Source organism: Streptomyces sp. NPDC053069 (assembly GCF_044546895.1).
Taxonomy (GTDB): domain Bacteria; phylum Actinomycetota; class Actinomycetes; order Streptomycetales; family Streptomycetaceae; genus Streptomyces.
In genome coordinates this window covers 1-23,111 of record NZ_JBITZN010000010.1, presented here as the reverse complement: position 1 = coordinate 23,111, position 23,111 = coordinate 1, and the positions used below count along the sequence as shown (strand labels likewise).

At 68.8% G+C, this 23,111-nt stretch carries 21 protein-coding genes; 4 read left to right on the top strand and 17 right to left on the bottom strand.

The window, feature by feature from the left end:
- Positions 1–7 precede the first annotated feature (7 nt).
- The 3 genes from ACIGXP_RS23305 to ACIGXP_RS23295 form a co-directional block, all read right to left on the bottom strand.
- Positions 8–1,012 carry an FKBP-type peptidyl-prolyl cis-trans isomerase gene (locus ACIGXP_RS23305; RefSeq protein WP_399771117.1) on the bottom strand — a complete coding sequence of 335 codons (1,005 nt, stop codon included), beginning with the start codon at positions 1,010–1,012 and terminating at the stop codon, positions 8–10.
- Positions 1,013–1,154: 142 nt separating this feature from the next.
- The gene (pafA, locus tag ACIGXP_RS23300; protein ID WP_351242663.1) at positions 1,155–2,516 is read right to left on the bottom strand and encodes a Pup--protein ligase; all 1,362 of its coding nucleotides are present in this window, start codon (positions 2,514–2,516) and stop codon (positions 1,155–1,157) included.
- A 9-nt stretch (positions 2,517–2,525) separates the two neighbouring features.
- Complete coding sequence (locus ACIGXP_RS23295) at positions 2,526–3,785, bottom strand: MFS transporter (protein ID WP_363216668.1); 1,260 nt, start codon at positions 3,783–3,785, stop codon at positions 2,526–2,528.
- Positions 3,786–3,906: 121 nt separating this feature from the next.
- On the opposite strand from ACIGXP_RS23295, the gene ACIGXP_RS23290 reads away from it, so the two are divergent.
- Positions 3,907–4,923, top strand: a complete 1,017-nt coding sequence (locus tag ACIGXP_RS23290; protein ID WP_363216667.1) for a LacI family DNA-binding transcriptional regulator — start codon at positions 3,907–3,909, stop codon at positions 4,921–4,923.
- Positions 4,924–5,027: 104 nt separating this feature from the next.
- Here the strand turns inward: ACIGXP_RS23290 and prcA are convergent, their stop codons facing one another.
- From prcA to arc, 6 genes are all read right to left on the bottom strand, one after another.
- The gene (gene prcA, locus ACIGXP_RS23285) at positions 5,028–5,780 is read right to left on the bottom strand and encodes a proteasome subunit alpha (RefSeq protein WP_363216666.1); all 753 of its coding nucleotides are present in this window, start codon (positions 5,778–5,780) and stop codon (positions 5,028–5,030) included.
- A 62-nt stretch (positions 5,781–5,842) separates the two neighbouring features.
- Complete coding sequence (gene prcB / locus ACIGXP_RS23280) at positions 5,843–6,688, bottom strand: proteasome subunit beta (RefSeq protein ID WP_399771112.1); 846 nt, start codon at positions 6,686–6,688, stop codon at positions 5,843–5,845.
- Positions 6,640–6,873 carry an endonuclease VII domain-containing protein gene (locus ACIGXP_RS23275; RefSeq protein ID WP_399771109.1) on the bottom strand — a complete coding sequence of 78 codons (234 nt, stop codon included), beginning with the start codon at positions 6,871–6,873 and terminating at the stop codon, positions 6,640–6,642. The genes prcB and ACIGXP_RS23275 overlap by 49 nt, the downstream gene beginning before the upstream one ends.
- A gap of 216 nt (positions 6,874–7,089) precedes the next feature.
- The gene (locus ACIGXP_RS23270) at positions 7,090–7,308 is read right to left on the bottom strand and encodes a ubiquitin-like protein Pup (RefSeq protein ID WP_020939002.1); all 219 of its coding nucleotides are present in this window, start codon (positions 7,306–7,308) and stop codon (positions 7,090–7,092) included.
- 172 nt (positions 7,309–7,480) lie between these two features.
- Entirely contained in the window at positions 7,481–8,992 is a 1,512-nt protein-coding gene (gene dop / locus ACIGXP_RS23265; protein WP_399771106.1) for a depupylase/deamidase Dop, read from the bottom strand.
- Positions 8,993–9,223: 231 nt separating this feature from the next.
- On the bottom strand, positions 9,224–10,990 hold the full coding sequence (gene arc, locus ACIGXP_RS23260) for a proteasome ATPase (RefSeq protein ID WP_351242649.1): 1,767 nt from the start codon (positions 10,988–10,990) through the stop codon (positions 9,224–9,226).
- A 518-nt stretch (positions 10,991–11,508) separates the two neighbouring features.
- Here arc and ACIGXP_RS23255 point away from each other — a divergent pair.
- Positions 11,509–11,811 carry a ferredoxin gene (locus tag ACIGXP_RS23255; RefSeq protein ID WP_363216662.1) on the top strand — a complete coding sequence of 101 codons (303 nt, stop codon included), beginning with the start codon at positions 11,509–11,511 and terminating at the stop codon, positions 11,809–11,811.
- 19 nt (positions 11,812–11,830) lie between these two features.
- On the opposite strand, the gene ACIGXP_RS23250 is transcribed toward ACIGXP_RS23255, so the two are convergent.
- From ACIGXP_RS23250 to ACIGXP_RS23235, 4 genes are all read right to left on the bottom strand, one after another.
- On the bottom strand, positions 11,831–12,412 hold the full coding sequence (locus ACIGXP_RS23250; RefSeq protein WP_363216661.1) for a hypothetical protein: 582 nt from the start codon (positions 12,410–12,412) through the stop codon (positions 11,831–11,833).
- A gap of 257 nt (positions 12,413–12,669) precedes the next feature.
- The gene (locus tag ACIGXP_RS23245; RefSeq protein ID WP_142196364.1) at positions 12,670–13,572 is read right to left on the bottom strand and encodes a tRNA (adenine-N1)-methyltransferase; all 903 of its coding nucleotides are present in this window, start codon (positions 13,570–13,572) and stop codon (positions 12,670–12,672) included.
- A gap of 111 nt (positions 13,573–13,683) precedes the next feature.
- Positions 13,684–15,345: a site-2 protease family protein gene (locus ACIGXP_RS23240; RefSeq protein ID WP_399771100.1), complete on the bottom strand. Its 1,662-nt coding sequence runs from the start codon at positions 15,343–15,345 to the stop codon at positions 13,684–13,686.
- Between the two features lie 150 nt (positions 15,346–15,495).
- Entirely contained in the window at positions 15,496–15,909 is a 414-nt protein-coding gene (locus tag ACIGXP_RS23235; RefSeq protein ID WP_399771597.1) for a hypothetical protein, read from the bottom strand.
- Here ACIGXP_RS23235 and ACIGXP_RS23230 point away from each other — a divergent pair.
- Both ACIGXP_RS23230 and ACIGXP_RS23225 read left to right on the top strand, forming a co-directional pair.
- Entirely contained in the window at positions 15,824–16,690 is an 867-nt protein-coding gene (locus tag ACIGXP_RS23230; RefSeq protein ID WP_399771567.1) for a RecB family exonuclease, read from the top strand. The two genes, ACIGXP_RS23235 and ACIGXP_RS23230, sit on opposite strands and share 86 nt — an antisense overlap.
- Positions 16,691–16,743: 53 nt before the next feature.
- Complete coding sequence (locus ACIGXP_RS23225; RefSeq protein WP_351242639.1) at positions 16,744–17,415, top strand: response regulator transcription factor; 672 nt, start codon at positions 16,744–16,746, stop codon at positions 17,413–17,415.
- Between the two features lie 107 nt (positions 17,416–17,522).
- Here the strand turns inward: ACIGXP_RS23225 and ACIGXP_RS23220 are convergent, their stop codons facing one another.
- From ACIGXP_RS23220 to ACIGXP_RS23205, 4 genes are all read right to left on the bottom strand, one after another.
- Positions 17,523–19,103, bottom strand: coding sequence for an ABC transporter substrate-binding protein (locus tag ACIGXP_RS23220; RefSeq protein ID WP_399771095.1), 1,581 nt, complete (start codon positions 19,101–19,103; stop codon positions 17,523–17,525).
- Between the two features lie 98 nt (positions 19,104–19,201).
- The gene (locus tag ACIGXP_RS23215) at positions 19,202–20,806 is read right to left on the bottom strand and encodes an ABC transporter substrate-binding protein (RefSeq protein WP_363216657.1); all 1,605 of its coding nucleotides are present in this window, start codon (positions 20,804–20,806) and stop codon (positions 19,202–19,204) included.
- 433 nt (positions 20,807–21,239) lie between these two features.
- Positions 21,240–21,941, bottom strand: a complete 702-nt coding sequence (locus ACIGXP_RS23210) for an HAD family phosphatase (protein ID WP_363216656.1) — start codon at positions 21,939–21,941, stop codon at positions 21,240–21,242.
- A 203-nt stretch (positions 21,942–22,144) separates the two neighbouring features.
- On the bottom strand, positions 22,145–23,111 hold a 967-nt coding region (locus ACIGXP_RS23205), incomplete at its 5' end, for a vitamin B12 dependent-methionine synthase activation domain-containing protein (RefSeq protein ID WP_399771090.1).

The window sequence follows — 23,111 nt, the reverse complement described above, 5'->3', positions numbered from 1 at the left end:
CCGCCCGCTACAACGCCGCGAGGATGTCCACCGTGAACACCAGCGTCGCGCCCTTCTTGACCACACCACCACTCGGCGGAGTGTCGCCGTAACCCAGCTCCGGCGGCACCACGATCAGTACTCGGCTGCCCACCTTCTTGCCGGTCAGACCCTGTGCCAGACCCTTGACCGCCTGCTGCATCTGCTCCAGCGCGAACTGCGCGAGCCGACCCGAGCCATACGTCCGCTGGAAGGTTTTGCCACTGTCCCAGACCAGCCCCTGGAACTGGCACAGCACCGCCTGGTCCGCCCTCAGCTCGGGACCGTCCCCCTCCAGGACATACGTCGAGACCAGCTTCTTCGGCGGATCCGTCTTCGGTACGGTCACCTTGGGCACATTGCCGTCCGTGTTGGTGGCCACCTTCGGCAGCGCGGCGTCCGTCTGCGCGACCGGCTTGCCCTTGACCGAGCTCTTCGAGTTGAAGGCATCGATCAGATCGATGACGAACACCAGCGTGTCCGTCCCCTTGATGCCCGCCCGCGGCTCACCCGACTTGCCGTAACCCCAGGTGGGCGGCACCGCGATCTCGACCCGGCTGCCGACCTTCTTGCCCGCCAGCGCATACCGCCAGCCGTCGATGACCTGCCCCTGGGACAGCTGCAGCAACAGCGGCCGCTTCTTGTCGTAGGAGTTGTCGAAGACCTTGCCCGTGTCCCAGATCTGCCCCAGGTAGTCCGCCCGGACGAACTCGTTCTCCGCGATCGGACGGCCACTGCCCGCGATCACCGTCTTCGCCGCCAGGTTCTTCGACGGCTCACCCGGCCCCTTGGCCACGGTCGGCTTCTCCCCGAACTTCGTACCCGCCGTGATCGCCGGCAGCGGTCCTTCCACGATCTTCGGCGGAGGCGGCGCGGACACCGACGGCGACGGCGAGGCACTCGCCTTGCTGGAACCGGACGTGCCGTCACCGCAACCGGCAACAGTGACCAGTCCTGCGGGTACGGCAGCGAGGATGAGGGAGCGTCGGCGCACGGAAGAGCCTCGTAATCGGTCGGTCCTGTGATGGCGTGCGCGCAACTCTACGGCGAGAGAAGGGCGCCGTACGGGAAACGTACGACGCCCGTGTGGCGTTCCGGCATTGCACACCCGGAATGCTTGACTCGCCCGCTTTCCCCTACATTCCGGCGATCAGCTTCTCCACCCGGTCGTCCACGGAACGGAACGGGTCCTTGCACAACACGGTCCGCTGCGCCTGGTCGTTGAGCTTCAGATGCACCCAGTCGACCGTGAAGTCCCTGCGCTGTTCCTGTGCCCGCCGGATGAAGTCACCGCGCAACCGCGCACGAGTGGTCTGCGGCGGAACCGACTTGCCCTCGAAGATCTTCAAGTCGTTGCAGACCCGGGCCGCCTGACCCTTCTTCTCCAGCAGGTAGTACAGGCCACGACGACGGTGGATGTCGTGGTAGGCGAGGTCTATCTGGGCGACCCGCGGATGCGACATCGTCATGTTGTGCTTGGCCCGGTACCGCTCGATGAGCTTGTACTTCATCACCCAGTCGATCTCGGTGGCGATCCGGTCCAGTTCCTCGCTCTCGATCGCGTCCAGCGTACGGCCCCACAGCTCCAGCACCTGCGCGACCGTCCCCGTACGGATACTGCGGCGATCGCAGAAATCCACGGCCTTGTCGAAGTACTCCCGCTGCACCTCCAGCGCGGAGGCCTCCCGGCCGCTGGCCAGACGCACCTTGCGGCGGCCGGTGATGTCATGACTGACCTCGCGGATCGCCCGGATCGGGTTCTCCAGGGTCAGATCACGCATCACGGTGCCCGCCTCGATCATGCGCAGCACCAGGTCCGTGGCACCGACCTTCAGCAGCATCGTCGTCTCGGACATGTTCGAGTCACCGACGATGACATGCAGCCTGCGGTACCGCTCCGCGTCCGCATGCGGCTCGTCACGCGTGTTGATGATGGGCCTCGAACGGGTCGTCGCCGAGGACACACCCTCCCAGATGTGCTCCGCGCGCTGGCTGACGCAGTACACCGCACCGCGCGGCGTCTGCAGCACCTTCCCCGCCCCGCACAGCAGCTGCCGTGTCACCAGGAACGGGATGAGGATGTCCGCGAGCCGCGAGAACTCCCCGTGCCGGGCCACCAGATAGTTCTCGTGACAGCCGTAGGAGTTGCCCGCCGAGTCCGTGTTGTTCTTGAACAGGTAGACGTCGCCCGCGATTCCCTCCTCGTGCAGGCGTCGTTCCGCGTCCACCAGGAGTCCTTCGAGAATGCGCTCGCCGGCCTTGTCGTGGGTGACCAGTTCGATCACGTTGTCACATTCGGGTGTCGCGTATTCCGGATGTGAGCCCACGTCGAGATACAGCCGGGCACCGTTTCGCAGAAAGACATTGCTGCTGCGGCCCCATGACACGACACGGCGGAAGAGGTACCGCGCCACCTCGTCAGGAGACAGGCGCCGCTGTCCCCTGAACGTGCACGTGACGCCGTACTCGTTCTCCAGCCCGAAAATGCGGCGGTCCATGACTGAACATTACGCCCGATCCCCTGAGCTGAAACGGGGTTCGACAGCACGATTTGGATCAGTTTCCGATGAACACGCAACGACCCCGCCCCGCGCGGGAGCTGCGAGGACCCGCCCCGTGCCGAGCAGCACCAGCAACGACACCGCCCCCGCCGCACCCGGAACCGCGAAACCCCACACCGCACCACCGGCCTGGACCACCGGCCCCGCCACCCCCGTCCCCACCGAGGCACCCACCGTGAACGTCGTCACAAGCCAGGAGAAGGCCTCGGTGACCGTCCCGCTCGGCGCATGCCGGTCCACGATGATGAACGCACAGGCGATGCACGGCGCCAGGAACACCCCCGACACCACCGCCAGCAGCACCATCGCGACCGCACCCGGCGTCACCGTCAACGGCAGATAACACACCGCCAGAAGCGCCACCAGCACCCGCAGTCGCCGCTCCGGCACCCCCGCCCACTGGCGCGCCCCGTACACCGTGCCACCGACCAGCGCCCCCAGACCCAGCCCCGCCATCATCCAGCCGTACACCGCGTCACCACCATGACCGTCCGCGTACGACACCGACGCCACCGTGATCGAACCCAGCGCGATACCGACGAACAGAAACGCACCGAGCAGCGCCAGCAGCCCCGGCGAACGCAGAGCGCCCAGCCAGTGCGCCTCACGCGGAGCCGACCGCCACGCACGCGAAGGCGGCGACACCACCACCGAGAGGGCACCCAGCACCCCCAGAAGACTCAGCACCAGCAGGGCGGCCCGCTCGTCCCACAGCGACACGCACAGCGTCACCAGCAGCGGCCCCACGGTGAACATGATCTCCTGCGCGATCGCGTCCATGGCGTACGCCGTGTGCACCTGCTCCTCCCCGCGCAGCACCGACGGCCACAAGGCCCGCAGCCCCCCTTCCAGCGGCGGGGTGAACAGACCGGCCGCCGCCACCGCCGCATACGCCAGCGGCAGCGGATCAGTACCGCAGAACGCGAAGAGCGTCATCGACAGCGCCGCCAGCACGGCCGCCGGCAACTGGACCCGCGGCTGCCCGTACAGGTCGACGAGGCGCCCCAGCACCGGCTGACCCACGGCGTTCGCCACCCCGTAGACCGCCGCGAGAGCGCCTGCCAGGCTGTACGTGCCGCCCTCGGCGCGCACGAACAGCACCAGGGCGATCGCCGCGGTCGCATTGGGCAGCCGGCCCACCAACGTGCCGGTGAGCAGCCGCAGCGCGTGCCGCGCCCGGAGTATCTCCAGATATCCCGTGGCCATGTGCTGCCCTCCAGCGACTCGACCGGAACGCCTCGACGCCCCTACGTTTTACGTATAACTCCCGCTCCCATACGTACCATGTGCGCTGTTCACACGTCCACACGAAAGAGGCAGGCCCACGGTGGCACGCAGCAGCACGCGCCCGACCAGCCGGGACGTCGCCCAGGCGGCCGGAGTCTCCCAAGCCGCCGTCTCCCTCGTACTCGGCGACAAATGGCGCGGCCGCGTCTCCGAAACCACCGCCGAACGCGTCCGCGAAGCCGCACGCGACCTCGGCTACCGCCCCAACCTCGCCGCCCGAAACCTCCGCCTCGGCCGCACCCGCACCGTCCTGCTCGTCGTCCCCGCCCTCACCACCGAATTCTTCGCAGGCGTCTACACAGGCGCCGCTCGCGTCGCCGCCGAAAACGGCTTCGGCGTGGTCCTCTACCCCTCCCCCGAAGGCATCGGCCCCGCCCGCGACCCCTTCGCCTCGGCCCAGGCCGCCCTCGACGGCGTCATCGCCTCCTCCATGGCCGCCGACGCCCTCACCGCCATCCGCGGCGACCAACTCCCCCTCGTCATGCTCGACAGCGACCCCCGGGGCAGCCTGGGCGCCGCCACCGTCAACCTCGACATCACCGACGGCATCCGCCAGATCACCGAACACCTCCTCGGCCTCGGCCACCGCCGCATCCTGCACCTCGCCGCCGACGTACCCTCCTGGACCTTCGAGATCCGCGCACGCGAACTCGCAGCACGCATGGCGGCCGTACCGGGCACCGAGGTACGCACCGCCCGAGCCCCCATCTCCATCGAAGGAGCCCTCGCCGCCACCGAAACCGCACTCACCACACCCGGACCCCGACCCACGGCCGTCGTCTGCGACGACGACAAACTCGCCGCCGGCGCCTACAAGGCCCTCCGCCGCCTCGGCCTGCGCATCCCCGACGACATCTCCGTCACCGGCGTCGACGACCTCGGCCTCGCCACCGCCATCGACCCCGAACTGACGACCGTACGACTCGACGCCGAGCTGTTCGGAGAGCACGGCATGCGAGCCCTCCTCGCCGTCCTGGAGGGCCGGGAACCGGACAGCGGCGACATCCCCGTCCACCTGGTCGCCCGAGGCTCCACAGCCCCGGCACGCGCCACCTGAGGGTCCGGCCCGGCAGGCCCGCGCAAACGCCGTGTGCCCCGGCCGAGACAGACGGCCGGGGCACACAGGAGCAGGCGAACGGGCGCGTTCGGCGCGCTGACGGGTCACTCCTCCTCGGAGCTGTCCTCCTCGGCACTCTCCGCCTCGGTGGCCGCACCCTCCGCCGCCAGCAGACGAGACAGCTGACGGCCCACGATCCGCTTGAACTTACGCTTCTGCGGACGCGTACGATCCAGCACCGCGACCTCCAGACGCTCCGCCGGGATCTCCCGCTCACTGCCGTTGGTGTCACGCGACAGAGCCTGCACGGCCAGCTTCAGCGCCTCCGCGAGGCTCATCCCGTCACGGTGCCGCTGATCCAGGAAACTACTGATCTGCTCGGCATTGCCGCCCACCGCGACCGAACCGTGCTCATCCACGATCGAACCGTCGTGCGGCAACCGGTAGATCTGATCACCCTCGGGGATCTCCCCCACCTCGGCGACGACCAGCTCCACCTCGTACGGCTTCTCGGCCGCCGAAGAGAAGATCGTGCCGAGCGTCTGGGCGTAGACATTGGCGAGACCGCGAGCGGTCACGTCGTCCCGGTCGTATGTGTAGCCACGAAGATCGGCATAGCGCACACCGCCGATCCGCAGGTTCTCGTACTCGTTGTACTTGCCGGCGGCCGCGAAACCGATCCGGTCATAGATCTCGCTGAACTTGTGCAGCGCCCGGGACGGGTTCTCACCGACGAACACGATGCCGTCGGCGTACTGCATGACCACCAGACTGCGGCCACGGGCGATGCCCTTCCGGGCGTACTCCGCCCGGTCGGCCATGGCCTGCTGAGGTGAGACATAGAACGGCGTCGACACCGGTTATCCGTCCCTTTCTGTCATGGTCACTGGATCACCTTGATAAGAACCGGGGCCCGCACTCAGAGCAGCGCGGCCTTGGGACCGTCGGGCTCCTCCAAGCGGCGCTGGAGCACCGCACGGGACAGCTCGGACGACTCGTCCCCGGTGAGCCGGCGGAAACCGTCCTCGGTGATCACGGTGATGATCGGGTAGATCCGGCGGGCGACATCGGGACCACCGGTCGCCGAGTCGTCGTCAGCCGCGTCGTACAGGGCCTGCACCACGAGCGTGGTCGCCTGCTCCTCGGTCAGGTCGTCACGGAACAACTTCTTCATCGCACCACGCGCGAAGATCGAGCCGGAACCCGTCGCCGCGAAGTTGTGCTCCTCGCTGCGCCCGCCCGTGACGTCGTAGGAGAAGATCCGCCCCTTCTCCCGGTCCAGGTCATACCCCGCGAAGAGCGGCACGACCGCCAGCCCCTGCATGGCCATCCCCAGGTTCGACCGGATCATCGTCGACAACCGGTTCGCCTTGCCCTCCAACGACAGCTGCGCACCCTCGACCTTCTCGAAGTGCTCCAGCTCCAGCTGGAAGAGCTTGACCATCTCCACGGCGAGCCCGGCGGTACCGGCGATACCGACGGCCGAGTACTCGTCCGCCGGGAACACCTTCTCGATGTCCCGCTGGGCGATCACATTGCCCATGGTGGCCCGACGGTCACCGGCGAGCACCACGCCCCCCGGGAAGGTGACGGCCACGATGGTCGTCCCGTGCGGCGCCTCGATCACGCCCTGTGTGGGCGGCAGCTGCCGGTTGCCGGGCAGCAGCTCGGGCTGGTGCTCGGAGAGGAAGTCCATGAAGGAGGAGGACCCTGGCGTCAGGAAGGCAGCTGGTAGACGCCCGGTGCTACGAGTGTTGGCTTCCACAAGTTTCCTTCCAGATAGGCAACAGCCCGACGGCCAACGTCGGGGTCGTCCCTCAATTTGCCGATGGCCGAGTTGCGGTTGAAGCACAGTACGCCTCGGACCCTACCCGTCTTGTGGCAGTGATCCACATGCACGGGCGGGGCTTGCAGACAGATCGCACAGAGCCCGTACTGGGCAGCGATCATCGCGTCACGCTCGGCTTCCGTGATGCCGTGATTCCGCCGCACGGCAAGCCCTACAGCTCGTGGAGAGACCATCGGACGCCGTTGCGTTGCGATGCCACTGACTGTTCGCGCGAACGCTGCCCGCGGCTTGTGCTGCCTGCACCGCGAGCAGCGCTTCACGCCTTCTTCGCTTCCCAACTCCGCCCCCGGTAGCTACCCTCGATTTGAAGGAAGAAGCTACTCTCCACCCTTCTGAACGAAGGAGCGCACGAAGTCCTCTGCATTCTCCTCGAGGACATCGTCGATCTCGTCGAGCACCGAGTCCACGTCGTCGCTCAGCTTCTCGTGCCGTTCCTTGAGGTCCTCCGAGGCCTGCGCGTCCTGCGCCTGCTCCTCGACCTCCTCGGTGGACCGCGTCGCCTTCTGCTGGCCGCCGCCGGTGTCCTTGGTTGCCATAACCCTCACCCCGCTCAGTTCGCCTGCCGATCGGTGATGATCAGACCCTACAAGCCGGGTCCGACATCGGCCCCGCAGTTTCCACAACGTGCGGGGGCCACCTCGATGATTCCCGGGCGGGGGGATTTCCACCCTGTCCGCCCGGGTCGGGGCCGAGTACCCCCTGGCCCGCTCAGCCGCCCGACAGGACCCTGACCAGGTCTTCTGCGGTGCGGCAGCGGTCCAGCAGTTCCTTGACGTGATTTCGCGTTCCGCGTAGCGGTTCCAGGGTTGGAACGCGCTGCAACGAGTCCCGGCCGGGGAGGTCGAAGATGACCGAGTCCCAGCTGGCCGCGGCTACGTCGTCGGCGTACTGCTCCAGGCAGCGGCCGCGGAAGTAGGCGCGGGTGTCCTCCGGCGGCTTCGTACGGGCCCGGTCGACCTCGGACTCGGCCAGCAGGCGCTTCATGCGGCCGCGGGCGACGAGGCGGTTGTAGAGGCCCTTCTCGGCGCGTACGTCGGCGTACTGGAGGTCGACGAGGTGCAGGCGGGCGGCGTCCCAGTCGAGGCTGTCGCGGCGGCGGTAGCCTTCCATCAGTTCGCGCTTGGCGACCCAGTCGAGTTCGCCGGCGAGGCTCATGGGGTCGTTCTCCAGCCTGCCGAGGGTGTCCTCCCAGCGGGACAGGACGTCCTTGGTCTGCTCGTCGGCGTCCGCCCCGTAGCGTTCCTCGACGTACTTCCGCGCCAGCTCGTAGTACTCCATCTGGAGCTGGACCGCGGTCAGGGTCCTGCCGCTGCGCAGTGTGATCAGGCGCTTGAGCGAGGGGTCGTGGGAGACCTGGTGCAGGGTCCGTACCGGCTGGTCGACGGCCAGGTCGACGGCGATGAAGCCGTCCTCGATCATGGCGAGAACCAGTGAGGTCGTGCCCAGCTTGAGGTAGGTCGAGATCTCGGAGAGGTTGGCGTCGCCGATGATCACGTGGAGGCGGCGGTACTTTTCCGCGTCGGCGTGCGGCTCGTCCCTCGTGTTGATGATGGGGCGCTTCAGGGTTGTCTCCAGGCCGACCTCGACCTCGAAGTAGTCGGCGCGCTGGCTGATCTGGAAGCCGTGTTCGTGGCCGTCCTGGCCGATACCGACGCGGCCGGCGCCGGCGAAGACCTGGCGGGAGACGAAGAAGGGGGTGAGGTGGCGCACGATGTCCGAGAAGGGGGTTTCCCGCTTCATCAGGTAGTTCTCGTGCGTGCCGTAGCTGGCGCCCTTGTTGTCGGTGTTGTTCTTGTAGAGGTGGATGGGCTGGGCGCCGGGGAGCTGGGCCGCCCGCTCCGCCGCTTCCGCCATGATCCGTTCGCCGGCCTTGTCCCACAGGACGGCGTCGCGCGGATTGGTGACCTCGGGGGCGCTGTATTCGGGGTGGGCGTGGTCGACGTAGAGCCGTGCGCCGTTGGTGAGGATGACGTTGGCGAGGCCGATGTCCTCGTCGGTGAGCTGGCTTGCGTCGGCGGCCTCCCGGGCGAGGTCGAAGCCTCGCGCGTCTCGGAGCGGGTTTTCCTCCTCGAAGTCCCAGCGGGCCCGGCGGGCCCGGTGCATCGCCGCCGCGTAGGCGTTGACGATCTGGGATGAGGTGAGCATGGCATTGGCGTTGGGGTGGCCGGGGACGGAGATCCCGTACTCCGTCTCGATGCCCATTACTCGCCGTACGGTCATGCGGCCCTCCTTGCCCGGCGGCACCCTCGGTCGTGGGCGCCGCTCACGTACCGCTGGCGCTCCGGTGCGTGTGCGGTGCCCGTCCCCGCACTGCGCGACTCGGCGGTAGGAACGAGCCTAGAACGCCTTTGCGCTGGTGGGGAGATCATTTGCGTCATTGCCTGCTCCGGTCGTGGCCAGAAAAACAGTCGGCTGCGGGTACCCGGTGGGGCACCCGCAGCCGCCCTGCCGTTACAGGTACTGACCGGTGTTCGCCACCGTGTCGATGGAGCGTCCGGTGTCTGCGCCCTGCTTTCCGGTGATGAGGGTGCGGATGTAGACGATCCGTTCGCCCTTCTTTCCGGAGATGCGGGCCCAGTCGTCGGGGTTGGTGGTGTTGGGCAGGTCTTCGTTCTCCTTGAACTCGTCCACGCAGGCCTGGAGGAGGTGGGAGACGCGGAGGCCCTTCTGGTTCTTTTCGAGGAAGTCCTTGATCGCCATCTTCTTGGCGCGTCCGACGATGTTTTCGATCATGGCGCCGGAATTGAAGTCCTTGAAGTAGAGGACTTCCTTGTCGCCGTTGGCGTAGGTGACTTCCAGGAAGCGGTTCTCCTCGGATTCGGCGTACATCTGCTCGACCGCCGTCTGGATCATGCTCTGGACGGTGGTGGCCTTGTCGCCGCCGTGTTCGCCGAGGTCGTCGGCGTGCAGCGGGAGGCGTTCGGTGAGGTACTTGCCGAAGATGTCCTTGGCGGCTTCGGCGTCGGGGCGCTCGATCTTGATCTTCACGTCGAGGCGGCCGGGGCGCAGGATGGCGGGGTCGATCATGTCCTCGCGGTTGGAGGCGCCGATGACGACCACGTTCTGCAGGCCTTCCACGCCGTCGATCTCGGCGAGCAGCTGGGGGACGATGGTGTTCTCCACGTCGGAGCTGACGCCGGAGCCGCGGGTGCGGAAGAGGGATTCCATCTCGTCGAAGAAGACGATGACGGGGGTGCCCTCGCTGGCCTTTTCGCGGGCTCGCTGGAAGACGAGGCGGATCTGCCGCTCGGTCTCGCCGACGTACTTGTTGAGGAGCTCGGGGCCCTTGATGTTGAGGAAGAAGCTCTTGCCGGCGGCCTGGCCGGTGACCTCGGCGACCTTTTTGGCCAGTGAGTTCGCGACGGCCTTGGCGATGAGTGTCTTGCCGCAGCCGGGGGGGCCGTAGAGCAGGACGCCCTTGGGCGGGCGGAGCTCGTGCTCCTTGAAGAGGTCCGGGTAGAGGTAGGGCAGCTCGACGGCGTCGCGGATGGCTTCGATCTGGTTGCCGAGGCCGCCGATCTGTTCGTAGCCGATGTCGGGGACTTCTTCGAGGACGAGTTCTTCGACCTCGCTCTTGGGGACGACCTCGTAGACATAGCCGGAGCGGGGTTCGAGCAGGAGGGCGTCGCCGGCGCGGATGGTGACGTCCAGCAGCGGCTCGGCGAGCCGTACCACCCGTTCCTCGTCGGTGTGCCCCAGCACGAGGGCGCGTTCGCCGTCCTCAAGGATTTCCTTGAGGGTGACGATGTCGCCGACGCGCTCGAACTCCATGGCCTCGACCACGTTGAGCGCTTCGTTGAGCATGACTTCCTGGCCGCGCCTGAGGTCGTCGAGGTCGACGCTGGGGCTGACGTTCACGCGGAGCTTGCGGCCGCCGGTGAAGATGTCTGCGGTGCCGTCCTCGTTGGCCTGCAGGAACACGCCGAAGCCGGCGGGCGGCTGGGCGAGCCGGTCGACTTCTTCCTTGAGGGCCACGATCTGGTCGCGGGCCTCGCGGAGGGTGTTGGCCAGCCGTTCGTTCTGGGCGGACACGCCGGCCAGGTTGGTCTGCAGCTCGACGATCCGCTCTTCGAGAATCCTCGTGTGTCGCGGAGAGTCGGCGAGCTTGCGTCGCAGGACGGCGATCTCCTGCTCAAGGTAGGCGATCTGCCCGGCCGGGTCGTCGGACCCTCGTCCCGGGCGGATGCCGCGGTTCATGTCGTCGTCGTGGGCTGCCACGGTCCTCACCTCCTCCAAGGGGAGCTGGACGCTTCCAGACCCTACCTGGGTGGGTGTCGATTGAAACCCCTAGATCACCAAGACTGTCAAGGTGTGTCGTCGGTCACCCGGTGCGCTCTCCCTCGCACGGAGGGGATACCCACTCAACGTGATGGGGAAGCAGCTTGTTCCGGGCATTGCGTGGTCGAAACCCTTCAGGACTGGCTGGAGTTGTCCGGTCGGGCCGGTGGGGCGTTTCGCGGGCAGCACTCGGGGCGCTCCCACGATCGTTACGCAGAGCGACGGTTTGAGCGGGCGGTGTCACGGTCGGCACGGCTGGATGTGGTGGGTGCCGGGACGGGGACGCCGTTGTTCTGGTCGGGCGCTGGTACCCGAGGGGGTGGGGGTGGAAACCCGAGGCGGTGGAGCGTGGGTGGAGTGCGGGCGGAGGTAGGGTCGAGGGTGTTCAACAGCCGCTGGTGCGGACCCGGCTGGCCCGTGCGGTGCCGGTTCCGTCCGGCGAATCGACGGCAGGAGAGGTGACCGTGCAGCAGGAGGCCCCGGGCGGGGAGGCGCTGGAGGTCTGGATCGATCAGGATCTGTGTACCGGTGACGGGATCTGCGCCCAGTACGCCCCTGAGGTGTTCGAGCTGGACATCGACGGGCTGGCCTATGTGAAGGGCGCGGACGAGGAACTGCTGCAGGCCGCGGGGGCGACGGTGCCGGTGCCGCTGCCGCTGTTGGCGGATGTGGTGGATTCGGCGAGGGAGTGTCCCGGCGAGTGCATTCATGTGCGCCGGGTTCTGGACAAGGTCGAGGTGTACGGGCCCGACGCGGAGTGATTCCGGGCCGGGCCCGGTGTCAGACGCTGTGGGCGTCGGCGGGGGTGGAGCGGATGAACGCGCTGCCGTTCCAGTGCCATGTGACCGGGGTCTTCAGGTCGGGGCAGCAGTTGGGGACGGCGTCGGAGGAGTAGCCGAGGAGGGTGGCGCCGACTGTGCGGGTGTGGAGGGAGAAGTCGGTGACGGTGAGCCGGTCCTCGGGGTCGACGAGGGTGGCGACGATGCGGGGGGTGCCGGCGTCGGTGGAGCGGGTGAGGACGTAGACGCCGTCGGGTGGGGTTCCCATGGCGGAGTCGCAGTGCACGACGGCGACGGTTTCCGGTTTGCCGTCGCCGTCGAGGTCTCCCGTGGCTTTTTTGGCGACGACGGCTTTGACGGGGCCGCACTGGAGCGGGAAGGCCACGCCGGTGGTGCTGGGTGGTGCGAGGGCGGCGGGGGCGGAGTTCGTGTGTGTGCCGGTGGCGGCCTGGGCGGCTGTGGCCGATCCGGGGTGTACGACGGAGGAGAGGGCCACGACGCCGGCGACGGCTGTGGCGGTGGCGACCCAGTGGATGGGCCGGGTGTGGGTGTGGGCGAGCTCCGGAACGGCGGATTGCTGCACTAGGAGTGTCTCCCGTGAGGAGGGCTGTGCCGGTGGGGTGGCCAGCATGGTGCCACACGTCACAGTGCGGGGGAACGGCGGGGTGCGGGATTCCCGCAGGCGGGGGGCTCGCGTTGGGGGGTAGGGCCGTGAGGGGGGCGGGGTGTCCTGGTGTTGTGTCAACGTGCGGGCGCCGTGCCCGAGTTCCCGTGTGTGCGGGGAACTCGGGCACGGCGCCTTTGCGTTGTGTTCTGTGCGTGGTGCTCTGTGGGGGTCGGTCAGCGGGCGGCGCCGCCGTCGGCGTTGGGTCCGGCGTAGTCCTCGCCGTAGGCGCCCTTGGCGGGGCGGCGGCGGCGCATGGGCGGCTCGACTCCGTCGGCGAGGCGACGGGCGGTGAGCAGGAAGCCGGTGTGGCCGATCATGCGGTGGTCCGGGCGGACGGCCAGGCCCTCGATGTGCCAGTTGCGGATCATGGTTTCCCAGGCGGTCGGCTCGTTGAAGCAGCCGATCTCGCGGATGGACTCCACGGTCCGGGCGAGCTGGGTGGTGGTGGCCACGTAGCAGCACAGGATGCCGCCGGGGACGAGTGCCTTGGAGACGGCCTCCAGGCATTCCCAGGGGGCGAGCATGTCGAGGATGACGCGGTCGACGTCGGTGTCGGACAGGTTGTCCTGGAGGTCGCCGACGGTGAGCTGCCAGGCGGGGTGCGGGCCGCCGAAGTAGCGCTCGACGTTCTGCCGGGCGATGTCGGCGAAGTCCTCGCGGCGCTCGTAGGAGTGCAGCATGCCCTGGTCGCCGATGGCGCGCAGCAGGAAGCTGCTGAGCGAGCCGGAGCCGACGCCGGCTTCGACGACGCGTGCGCCGGGGAAGATGTCGGCGAAGGCGAGGATCTGCCCCGCGTCCTTCGGGTAGACGACGGCTGCCCCGCGGGGCATGGACAGGACGTAGTCGGGGAGCAGGGGGCGCAGCGCGAGGTAGGCGACGTTGCCGGTGGTGCGGACAACGCTGCCCTCGGGAGCGCCGATCAGTTCGTCGTGCGGGAAGGAGCCCTTGTGGGTGTGGAAGTTCTTCCCGGCTTCGAGCGTGAACGTGTAGTGGCGACCCTTGGGGTCGGTCAGCTGTACCTGGTCCCCGACCTTGAAGGGCCCGCGCCTGCGGGCGGCACCGGTCGGTTCGGACATGTGACCAGACTACCGGTTCCCTGCGGGGGGCTTCGCCGATGGAGGGTCGGGGCGCCTGTGCGTGGGGACGGGGCGGGTCGTCCGTGGCCGAGCGCGCCCTGGGGCAGGGCGCTATGAAGCCGGTCTTGCCATGGCCTTGACGAAGGCGCGCTCCACGTCTGCTGCGGACAGGACGCCGTAGATCTCGCCGGTCTCCTCGACCACCAGGTACTCCGTGGCCGGGGTGGCCCGGAGGACGTCGAGGAGTTCTTCCCCGGCGAGCTCGGCGGAGACGCGCATGCCGTCGGTGAGGTCATGGGCGAGGCCGCTGACGGGGACCCAGGGGCGGCGGTGTTCGGGTACGCCGACGATGGCGGACTCGCGGACCAGGGAGAGGGGGTTGCCGTGGGCGTCCACGACGACCAGGGCGCGGGCTCCGGCGGCGTTGGCGCGGCGCAGGGCTTCGGAGAGCGGGGTGTCGGTCTGGACGGGCACGGCGCGCCGGGTGAGGGTGCGGGCGCGGAGTTCGGGGAGGTGTTCGCGCAGGCGGGCCATGCGCAGGCTGTTGCCGGCGCCGGTCCAGATGATCGCGGCGAGGATGGCGGCGAGCAGGGCGTCGGTGACGGTGTCCATGCCGGTGGTGTCGGTGCTGTCGCCGCCGAGGGCGCCGGCCTGGTTGAGCAGGGGCAGGCCGATCAGGACGGCGACGGCGAGGGCGCGGCCGACCCAGGCGGCGGCGATGGTGCCGCTCATGGGTTTGCCGGTGATCTTCCAGACGACGGCGCGGAGCATGCGGCCGCCGTCGAGGGGCAGGCCGGGGAGGAGGTTGAAGATCGCCACGATGAGGTTGGAGATCATCAGGCCGGCCAGCAGGACGCCGGTGACGGTGCCGGGGTCGACGGGTTTCATGGCGAGGTAGAACAGCCCGGCGAGGACGAGGGAGAGCAGGGGGCCGACGAAGGCGAGGATGAATTCCCGGCCGGGGGTCTCGGCCTCTTTCTCGATTTCGGAGACGCCGCCGAAGAACTGCAGCTGGATGCGGCGGACCGGGAGCCTGAAGCGGATCGCGGCGACGGTGTGGGCCAGTTCGTGGACCAGGACGGAGGCGTAGAAGGCGACGGCGAAGAACAGGGAGACCAGGTAGCGGGCGGCGCCCAGCTCGGGCAGGACGCGGTCGAGCTGGCCGCCGAAGACCCAGGTGATCAGGGCGGCGACGAGGAACCAGCTCGGCGCGACGTACACGGGCACGCCGAACGGCCGGCCCATGAGGATGCCTCCCCCGGGTTCCTTGGGCCGCGGCTGCGGCGGCTCGCCCTTGGCGATGCCGGAGTGAGCGGGCGACCTGTGCTGGGGGTGCGGGTCGCTTGTGGTGCCGGCGCCGGGGCCTGGGGCGTCCTCGGGCGTGGCGCTGTCCGTGGCGCCGGGGTGGCCGGTCGTGGTGCCGGGCTCGGCGCCGTCGCTGGTTGCGTCGGCGGGTGAGCCGCTGTCGGTGCTGCCCGTCGCTTCACTGATGCCAGCGCCCTGCGAGTCGCGGGCGGGAGCCTCGGCGTCCGCGTCGGCGTGGGTGCCGGGGGTGTCCTTGGTGGGCTGAGCGGGGTGTGGGAGCGCCGGCCGGTCGGTCGCGTCGCCGGGGTTGTCGGGGTCGGGCCCGGCGGCTCGGGGGGCCGAGGGTTCTCGGGGCTCCGGGCCGGTGTGGTCGGTGGGGCCGGTCGTCGGGGCCGTTGGACCCGCGGGGTGCTCGGCCGGCTCTTCGTTGCCGGACCGCGGCTGCCCGCTCCCGCCGCTCACGTCCACGGTGTCCCCTCGTTCGAAGCGTCTTCCGTACCTGCCGGACGGAAGGGTCTCTGGTCGATGGTATGCGGCCGTGGTGGCGCGTTCCGCCCCGGCACCCCTTGTGTTTGTCCCATGGTCGCGTGGCCGGGGCGGGCGGCGGCTGGGTGACTGTCAGTGGCGGGCCGTAAGGTCTGTGGTCATGGACAGCAGCATGGAGGACGCGGGAGCCCGGTCGGGCCGCGCCGAGCAGACGGATCCGGGCGAGGTGCCGGCGGCGACGCCCACGACCGCTCCGGCGGCCCCCGTGCCGGTGCCGAGCCCGTCGACGGCCGCGGAGGCGACCGGGGCGCCCCGCTCTCCGGACGCTTCCCCCGCTCCCGAGGACTCACCGACTCCGACTGCCCGGACCTCCCCCGCTCCCGAGGACTCCCCCGCTGCCGAGGCGTCCCCGGTCTCGGAGGCGCGTTCCGCGTCCGGTGGGGTGGCCGGGGCGGAGGCGGTGGTGGGTGGCGTCGCCGGAGCCGGTGGGGAGCGTGTTGCCATGGCGCCCACGTCGTTGTCGCCTTCCCGGGCCAGCGATTTCATGCAGTGTCCGCTGTTGTACCGGTTCCGGGTGATCGACCGGCTGCCGGAGAAGCCGAGCGCGGCGGCGACGCGGGGCACGCTGGTGCACGCGGTGCTGGAGCGGCTGTTCGACGCGCCCGCGGTGGAGCGGACCGCGCCGCGGGCCAAGGCGCTGATCCCGGGTCAGTGGGACCGGCTGCGGCAGAGCAGGCCGGAGGTCACGGAGCTGTTCGCCGACGACCCGGAGGGGGAGCGGCTGGCCGGATGGCTGGCGGAGGCCGAGCGGCTGGTCGAGCGCTGGTTCACGCTGGAGGATCCGACGCGGCTGGAGCCGGCCGAGCGGGAGCTGTTCGTGGAGGCCGAGCTGGAGTCGGGACTGCGGCTGCGCGGGATCATCGACCGGGTGGACGTGGCACCGACGGGTGAGGTGCGGATCGTCGACTACAAGACGGGGAAGGCGCCGAGACCGGAGTACTCGGAGGGGGCGCTGTTCCAGATGAAGTTCTACGCCCTGGTGGTGTGGCGGTTGAAGCGGGTCGTGCCGCGCCGGCTCCAACTGGTGTATCTCGGTAGCGGTGATGTGCTGACGTACGACCCGGTCCTCGCCGATCTGGAGCGGGTCGAGCGCAAGCTGCACGCGCTGTGGGACGCCATCAGGCAGGCCACGGAGACCGGGGAGTGGCGGCCGCGGCCGACGAAGTTGTGCGGCTGGTGCGACCACCAGGCGCACTGCCCGGAGTTCGGGGGCACTCCGCCGCCGTATCCGCTGCCGGTGCGGGCGGCCGAGTCCGGGACGGTGTGAGGCCGAGAGGTCGGGCAGGGCAGAATGGGCCGGGACTAGCGAAGGAGTGTCACGTGGCCATCCGTGTCCTACTGGTCGACGACCAGCCCCTGCTGCGTACGGGTTTCCGGATGATCCTGGAGGCCGAGCAGGACATCGCGGTCGTGGGCGAGGCCGGTGACGGTCTGCAGGCCCTCGATCAGGTTCGGGCCCTGCAGCCGGACGTCGTGCTGATGGACATCCGTATGCCGCGGATGGACGGGGTGGAGGCGACCCGGCAGATCACCGGGCCGGGCCGGGACGGTCCGGCGAAGGTACTGGTGCTGACGACGTTCGATCTGGACGAGTACGTGGTGGAGGCGCTGCGGGCCGGGGCCAGCGGCTTCCTGCTGAAGGACGCGCCGGCCGACGAGTTGGTGCAGGCGATCCGGGTGGTCGCGGCCGGTGAGGCGATGCTGGCGCCGAGCATCACGCGCCGGCTGCTGGACAAGTACGCCACGCATCTGCCCTCCGGTGAGGAGCCGGTGCCGGACACGCTGAACACCCTGACCGACCGTGAGGTGGAGGTGCTGAAGCTGGTGGCGCGCGGCCTGTCGAACGCGGAGATCGCGGCCGATCTGTTCGTCAGTGAGACGACCGTGAAGACGCATGTGGGGCATGTGCTGACCAAGCTGGGTCTCAGGGACCGGGTGCAGGCGGCGGTGTACGCGTACGAGAGCGGGCTGGTGCGTCCCGGCGCGCAGTAGGCGGACGGTTCGGTACGACGCCGAAGGGCGCTCTTCCCGTGTGGGGAAGGGCGCCCTTGGCGTCTGCAACGTCTGCGACATCTGCGACGTGTGCGGCTGAGCAGGCGTCAGCTCTTGCTGAGTTCCCAGAACCGGAACACGGTGGAGGCGTCCAGGCAGTACTCCAGGCCGTAGACGCCGTCGCGGACGACCGCGTACTGCTTGGCCTGCCAGACGGGCAGGACGGGCAGTTCGGCGGCGACGATGTTCTGCAGCCGTCCGAAGTCCTTGTCGGTGGCGGCGCGGTCGCTCTGCGCGGCGGTGTCGGGGATGAGGGTGCCGGAGATGGTGCGGTTGGTGTAGTTGTTGTCCAGCACGTTGCCCTTGCCGAAGAACGGCGCGGTGAAGTTGTCGGCGTCCGGGTAGTCGGGCACCCAGCCCTTGACGTAGACGCCGTACTTGCCGGCCGCGATGTCCTTCTCGTACTGGTCGAAGGCGACGGACTTGACGTCGGCGTCGAACAGACCGCTGGCGTTGAGCTGTCCGGCGATGGCCTTCAGTTCCTCGTCGGTGGCGGGGCCGTAGCGCGACGGCGTGGACCACAGGGTGAGCTTGACCTTGCCGGTGATGCCGGCGGCGCGCAGTGCGGCGGCGGCCTTGGCCCGGGAGGGGCGGGCGCCGTAGGTGTCGAAGAAGGCGGTGTTGTGGCCGACGATGCCCGCCGGGATGATCGAGTACAGCGGGGTGGCGGTGCCCTGGTAGACGTTCTTGATGAGGGCGTCGCGGTCGATGAGGTAGGCCATGGCCTTGCGGACGCCGGCCTTTCCGGCGACCGGGTCGTGCATGTTGAAGACCAGGTGCTGGACTTCGGCACTGGTTCCCTCGATGACGTCGACGCCCTTGCTGTCGTTCTGCTTGTCGAGGCCGGCGACGTCGGAGGCGGACAGGCCTCGGTAGGCCAGGTCGATGTCGCCGTCGGTCAGGGCCGTCTTCAGGGCGGTGCGGTCGCCGTGGAAGAACTTCAGGGTGACGCCGGAGTTCTTGACCTTGGCGGTGCCCTTGTAGTTGCCGTTGACGGAGAAGACAGCCTTGTCCTTGTCGAAGGAGTCCAGCTTGTAGGGGCCGGAGCCGACGGCCTGGTGGTCGGTGCGCAGGCCGCTCGCGTCGTACTGGCGGTGGTCGACGATGGAGCCGGCACCGGAGGCGATCTTGCTGGGGAAGGTGGCGTCGGAGGTCTTCAGGTGGAAGACGACCGTCTTCGGGTCGGGCGTGTCGATGCCGCCGAGCATCGGGAACATGATCGCGGGCCCGGCGGGGTCGTTGATCTTCAGCATGCGGTCGAAGGAGAACTTCACGTCCGTCGAGGTGAGGGGGTCACCGTTGCTGAACTTCAGGCCGTCCTTGAGTTGGCACCGGTACTCCGTGGCGCGGGAGTCGGTGAAGGAGCACGCCTTCGCCAGTTCCGGCTGGGGCTGGGTCCCTCCCTTGGGGAAGCTGAGCAGCGACTGGAAGACGTTGTCGAACAACAGCCAGGAGCCGGGGTCGTAGCCGGATGCCGGGTCCGTGGCGAGGACGTCGTCGGACATCCCCATCACCACAGAGGAGCCGGTACCCCCGGAGTCACCGGTCTCCGAGCCGCAGCCGGTCAACAGGCCGGAGGCCAGCCCCGCCACAATGGGCAGGACTGGCCACTGGTTGCGCATGTTCACTTGAAATGTGCCTTGTCGTCGGTTCGTCATCCCGAAGCCGCCGTCCTGGCCCCGGGTTGTCCGGGGCCAGTGGTCCCTGGCCCCGGATAAGAGAGCCGTCAGCCGCTCACACCGCGGCCGAGCTCCCACAGCTGAAGCGTCGAGGAGGAGTTGAGGGCGTAGGCGACACCGGTGATGTCGTCCCGCGCGGCGACGTACTGCTTGCCCTGCCACAGCGGCAGAACGGGGACGTCCTCGGCGACGGTGTCCTGGATCTGCGTCAGGCTCTTCGCGGCGTTGAGCCGGTTGGCCTCGCGGCGGGACTGAGGGATCAGGGTGTGCTGGATGGTGCCGTTGGAGTACGGCGAGCCGAGGAAGTTGTCCTTGTCGAGGAAGGGCGCGAGGAAGTTGTCGGCGTCGGGGAAGTCGGGGAACCAGCCCATGCCGTAGACGTCGTACTGGCCCTTCCGCTCCGCCGGGCGGAAGGTGTCCCAGGTGTGGCCCTGGATGGAGGCGTCGAACAGGCCGCTGTTGTTGAGCTGCTGCTGCAGGACCTCGAACTCCTTCTTGGTGGCGGAGCCGTAGTGGTCGGTGGTGTAGTGCAGGGTCAGCTTGACCGGGGTGGTGATGCCGGCCTTGGTCAGCAGGTCCTTGGCCTTGGCGACGCTGGGGTTGCCGTACTTGTTGAAGAACGAGTTGGAGTGGCCGGTGACGGTGGCGGGGACGAGCGAGTACAGCGGCTCGGCCTGGGTGCCGTAGACCTTGGAGATGAGGGCCGCGCGGTCGATGAGCTGGGCCATGGCCTGGCGTACGGCCTTGGACTTCACCGTCGGTGCGTCGGTGTTGAAGGCCAGGTAGCGGATCTCCAGGCCCGGCATGTCGACCAGGTCGGCCTTGTCGTCGCTGCCGGCGTCCAGCTTCTGGATCTGGGCGGGCGTCATGGTGCGGGTCATGACGTCGATGTCACCGTTGTCGATGGCGGCGCCCATGGCGTCGGCGTCGCTGAAGGAACGCAGTTCGACCTTGTCGTTGTTCACCTTCACGGCGCCCTTGTAGGCGGGGTTCTTGGTGAAGGTGGCGGCGGTCATGGTGTTGCCGCTGACGTCGGCCTGGAAGGTGTAGGGGCCCGAGCCGTCGACGTCGAAGCCGTCGCGCAGCTTGTCCTTCTGGTAGTCCTTCGGGTTGATGATGCCCGCGACCGGGGTGGACAGCTTGTACGGGAAGGTGGCGTCGGCGGTCTTGAGGTGGAAGATGACCTCGCGCTCACCCTGGGTCTCGATGGTGTCGATGGTGTTCAGCAGGGCGGACACACCACTGTCGGCCTTGATGTGCAGGGCGCGCTCGATGGAGAACTTGACGTCCTGGGCGGTCACCGGATCGCCGCTCGCGAACTTCAGGCCGTCGCGGAGCTTGCACGCGTAGCGTTCGCTGCCGCTGTCGGTGAAGGAGCAGCTCTCGGCGGCGTCCGGGATGGGGTCGCCCTCGCCCTTGGGCTGCGCCATCAGCGTCTGCACGGTCTGACGCAGGATGTTCCAGGTGCCGACGTCGTAGGCGTAGGCGGGGTCGACGGGCGCGGGAGCGTCGCTGGTGGCGGTGAACCGGTCCGTGGTGCCGACGACGATGGCGTCGCCGCTCTTGCTCCCGCTGTCGGATCCGCCGCACGCGGCGAGAACCGGGGTGAGCAGGCCGGCCACCGCCGGCAGCACCAAAGTCTTGCGGTTCATCGGGGGGTTTCTCCAGAGCTGTTCGAGTCCGTGTATCCGGCATGCATGGGTGGTGCGGCGGATCACGGGGGGTTGCGGCGATGTTCTCGCGATGAGATTAGTCCGAGCCCGCAGGCGGGTTCACAGCCCCGCGAGTTGACCCGCCATCACGCAGTGAAACCAGGTGCCGACACACCGAAAACCCGACAGTGGCAGGATTAGTGCAGCTTCCCACCAATCGGGACACAAAGACACGACAGTTGGGCCCGAGGAAGGGGGATCAGCACATCCCGGCCGGGTTGTCGAGCCCCTTGGCGGTGGGGAACGTCACACTTTCAACTGTGTGACGAGTCAGCAGAATTCAGCCGCGCGGCCTGACCGGAATTCCACTCGGGTGTACTTCCCCGGAAATTTGTCCAACCAGGCCAATGGACATGGCACTCAGTGTGAACGGCTAGCGCATTTCCGTCATCAGGCCGCGCAGAAATGCCAGGTCGACCTCTTCCAGAGAGGTCACGACGGTGCGTCCCTCGGCCGGGGTGATGGTGGCGACGGAGGGTACGGCGACCACGCGGCAGCCCGCGGCCTCGGCGGCGGCGACACCGGTGGCGGTGTCCTCCACCACCGCGCATCTGTCCGGTTCCGCACCGAGCCCGGCGGCGGCGAGCAGGTAGGGGTCGGGGAACGGCTTGGTGCGCGTGACCTCGTCGCCGGCGATGGACAGGGCGAAGTGGTGCGGGCCGAGCACGCTCAGCACGCGGTCGATGATGCGCCGGTGGGAGGCCGAGACCAGGGCCGTGGGGATGGCGTGCTCGTGGAGTTCGGCCAGCAGGCGGGCGGCGCCCGGCATCAGCGGCAGGGCACGGTCGATGCGGTCCTCGAAGCCCTCGTTCAGCAGCACGGTGAGTTCGGCGAGGGTGATGTCGGCGCCGGTGGCCTCGATGAGGAAGGCGGCGCTGCGGGTCATGGGGCCGCCGACGACGACGTGCCGCCAGGAGTCGTCCAGGGTGTGGCCGAGGCCGGCGAAGATCTCGACCTCGACGTCCCACCAGAAGCCCTCGGTGTCCACCAGGGTGCCGTCCATGTCCAGCAGCACGGCCTGCAGTGCTGAGCCTTCCGCCGTACGGGTTCCTGACGCGGGGACCGTGCTGGTCATCCGGGCGCACCTCCTTGAGGGACGAGCAGGCCGGTTCCCGGACAGGGAACCGGCCTGCAGTGGGCCGACAAGTGTACGCCGCCGACACCGGAAACGCCTCGTTTATCACTCACGTCCGGGGGTATCTCTTGAAACACCCCTGGCGCAGCCCGGAGGGCCTCAGGCGTGCCCGCGCCCCGAAGGGCGCGGGGAACTGGTCGGCCTCACCGGGCGTTGAAGTACTTCGCCTCCGGATGATGGATCACGATCGCGTCCGTGGACTGCTCCGGGTGCAGCTGGAACTCCTCGGACAGGTGGACGCCGATCCGCTCCGGCCGGAGCAGGTCGGCGATCTTGGCGCGGTCCTCCAGGTCGGGGCAGGCGCCGTAGCCCAGGGAGAAGCGGGCCCCCCGGTACTTCAGGGCGAACATGTCCTCGATGTCGGCCGGGTCCTCACCGGCGAAGCCGAGTTCGGAGCGGACCCGGGCGTGCCAGTACTCGGCGAGCGCCTCGGCCAACTGCACGGACAGGCCGTGCAGTTCGAGGTAGTCACGGTAGGAGTTGGCTTCGAAGAGCTTCGCGGTCTCCTCGCCGATGCGCGAGCCGACGGTGACGACCTGGAGGCCGACGACGTCGGTCTCCCCCGACTCCTGCGGGCGGAAGAAGTCGGCCAGGCACAGCCGGCGGCCGCGGCGCTGGCGCGGGAAGGTGAACCGGGTGCGTTCGTTGCCGTGCTCGTCCAGGATGATCAGGTCGTCGTCCTTGGAGACGCAGGGGAAGTAGCCGTAGACGACGGCCGCTTCGAGCAGGTTCTCGGTCTGCAGCCGGTCCAGCAGGCCGCGCAGCCGCGGCCGGCCCTCGGTCTCCACCAGTTCCTCGTACGACGGGCCCTCGCCGGTGCGGGCCTGCTTCAGCCCCCACTGGCCCTTGAACAGCGCGCCCTCGTCGAGCCAGCTCGCGTACTCCTTGAGCTGGATGCCCTTGACGATCCGGGTGTCCCAGAACGGCGGCGTCGGTACCGGGTTGTCGGTGGCCACGTCGGAGCGGACGTGCCCCGCCTCGGGGTGCTCCTCGACCTCGGCAGCGGCGGTGGGTCGCACCCGGCGCTGGCGCAGTTCGGGCAGTTTGGCGCCGGGCAGGCCGCGCTTGACGCCGATGAGGGCGTCCATCAGGCGCAGCCCCTCGAAGGCG

What these genes read in the sequence shown, in the direction of transcription:
- pafA (WP_351242663.1), bottom strand. Translation starts at nt 2,516, where the DNA reads ATGGACCGCCGCATTTTCGGGCTGGAGAACGAGTACGGCGTCACGTGC.
- ACIGXP_RS23295 (WP_363216668.1), bottom strand. Translation starts at nt 3,785, where the DNA reads ATGGCCACGGGATATCTGGAGATACTCCGGGCGCGGCACGCGCTGCGG.
- ACIGXP_RS23275 (WP_399771109.1), bottom strand. Translation starts at nt 6,873, where the DNA reads ATGATCGCTGCCCAGTACGGGCTCTGTGCGATCTGTCTGCAAGCCCCG.
- ACIGXP_RS23270 (WP_020939002.1), bottom strand. Translation starts at nt 7,308, where the DNA reads ATGGCAACCAAGGACACCGGCGGCGGCCAGCAGAAGGCGACGCGGTCC.
- dop (WP_399771106.1), bottom strand. Translation starts at nt 8,992, where the DNA reads ATGACCGTACGGCGAGTAATGGGCATCGAGACGGAGTACGGGATCTCC.
- ACIGXP_RS23245 (WP_142196364.1), bottom strand. Translation starts at nt 13,572, where the DNA reads ATGTCCGAACCGACCGGTGCCGCCCGCAGGCGCGGGCCCTTCAAGGTC.
- ACIGXP_RS23235 (WP_399771597.1), bottom strand. Translation starts at nt 15,909, where the DNA reads ATGAAATCGCTGGCCCGGGAAGGCGACAACGACGTGGGCGCCATGGCA.
- ACIGXP_RS23215 (WP_363216657.1), bottom strand. Translation starts at nt 20,806, where the DNA reads ATGAACCGCAAGACTTTGGTGCTGCCGGCGGTGGCCGGCCTGCTCACC.
- ACIGXP_RS23210 (WP_363216656.1), bottom strand. Translation starts at nt 21,941, where the DNA reads ATGACCAGCACGGTCCCCGCGTCAGGAACCCGTACGGCGGAAGGCTCA.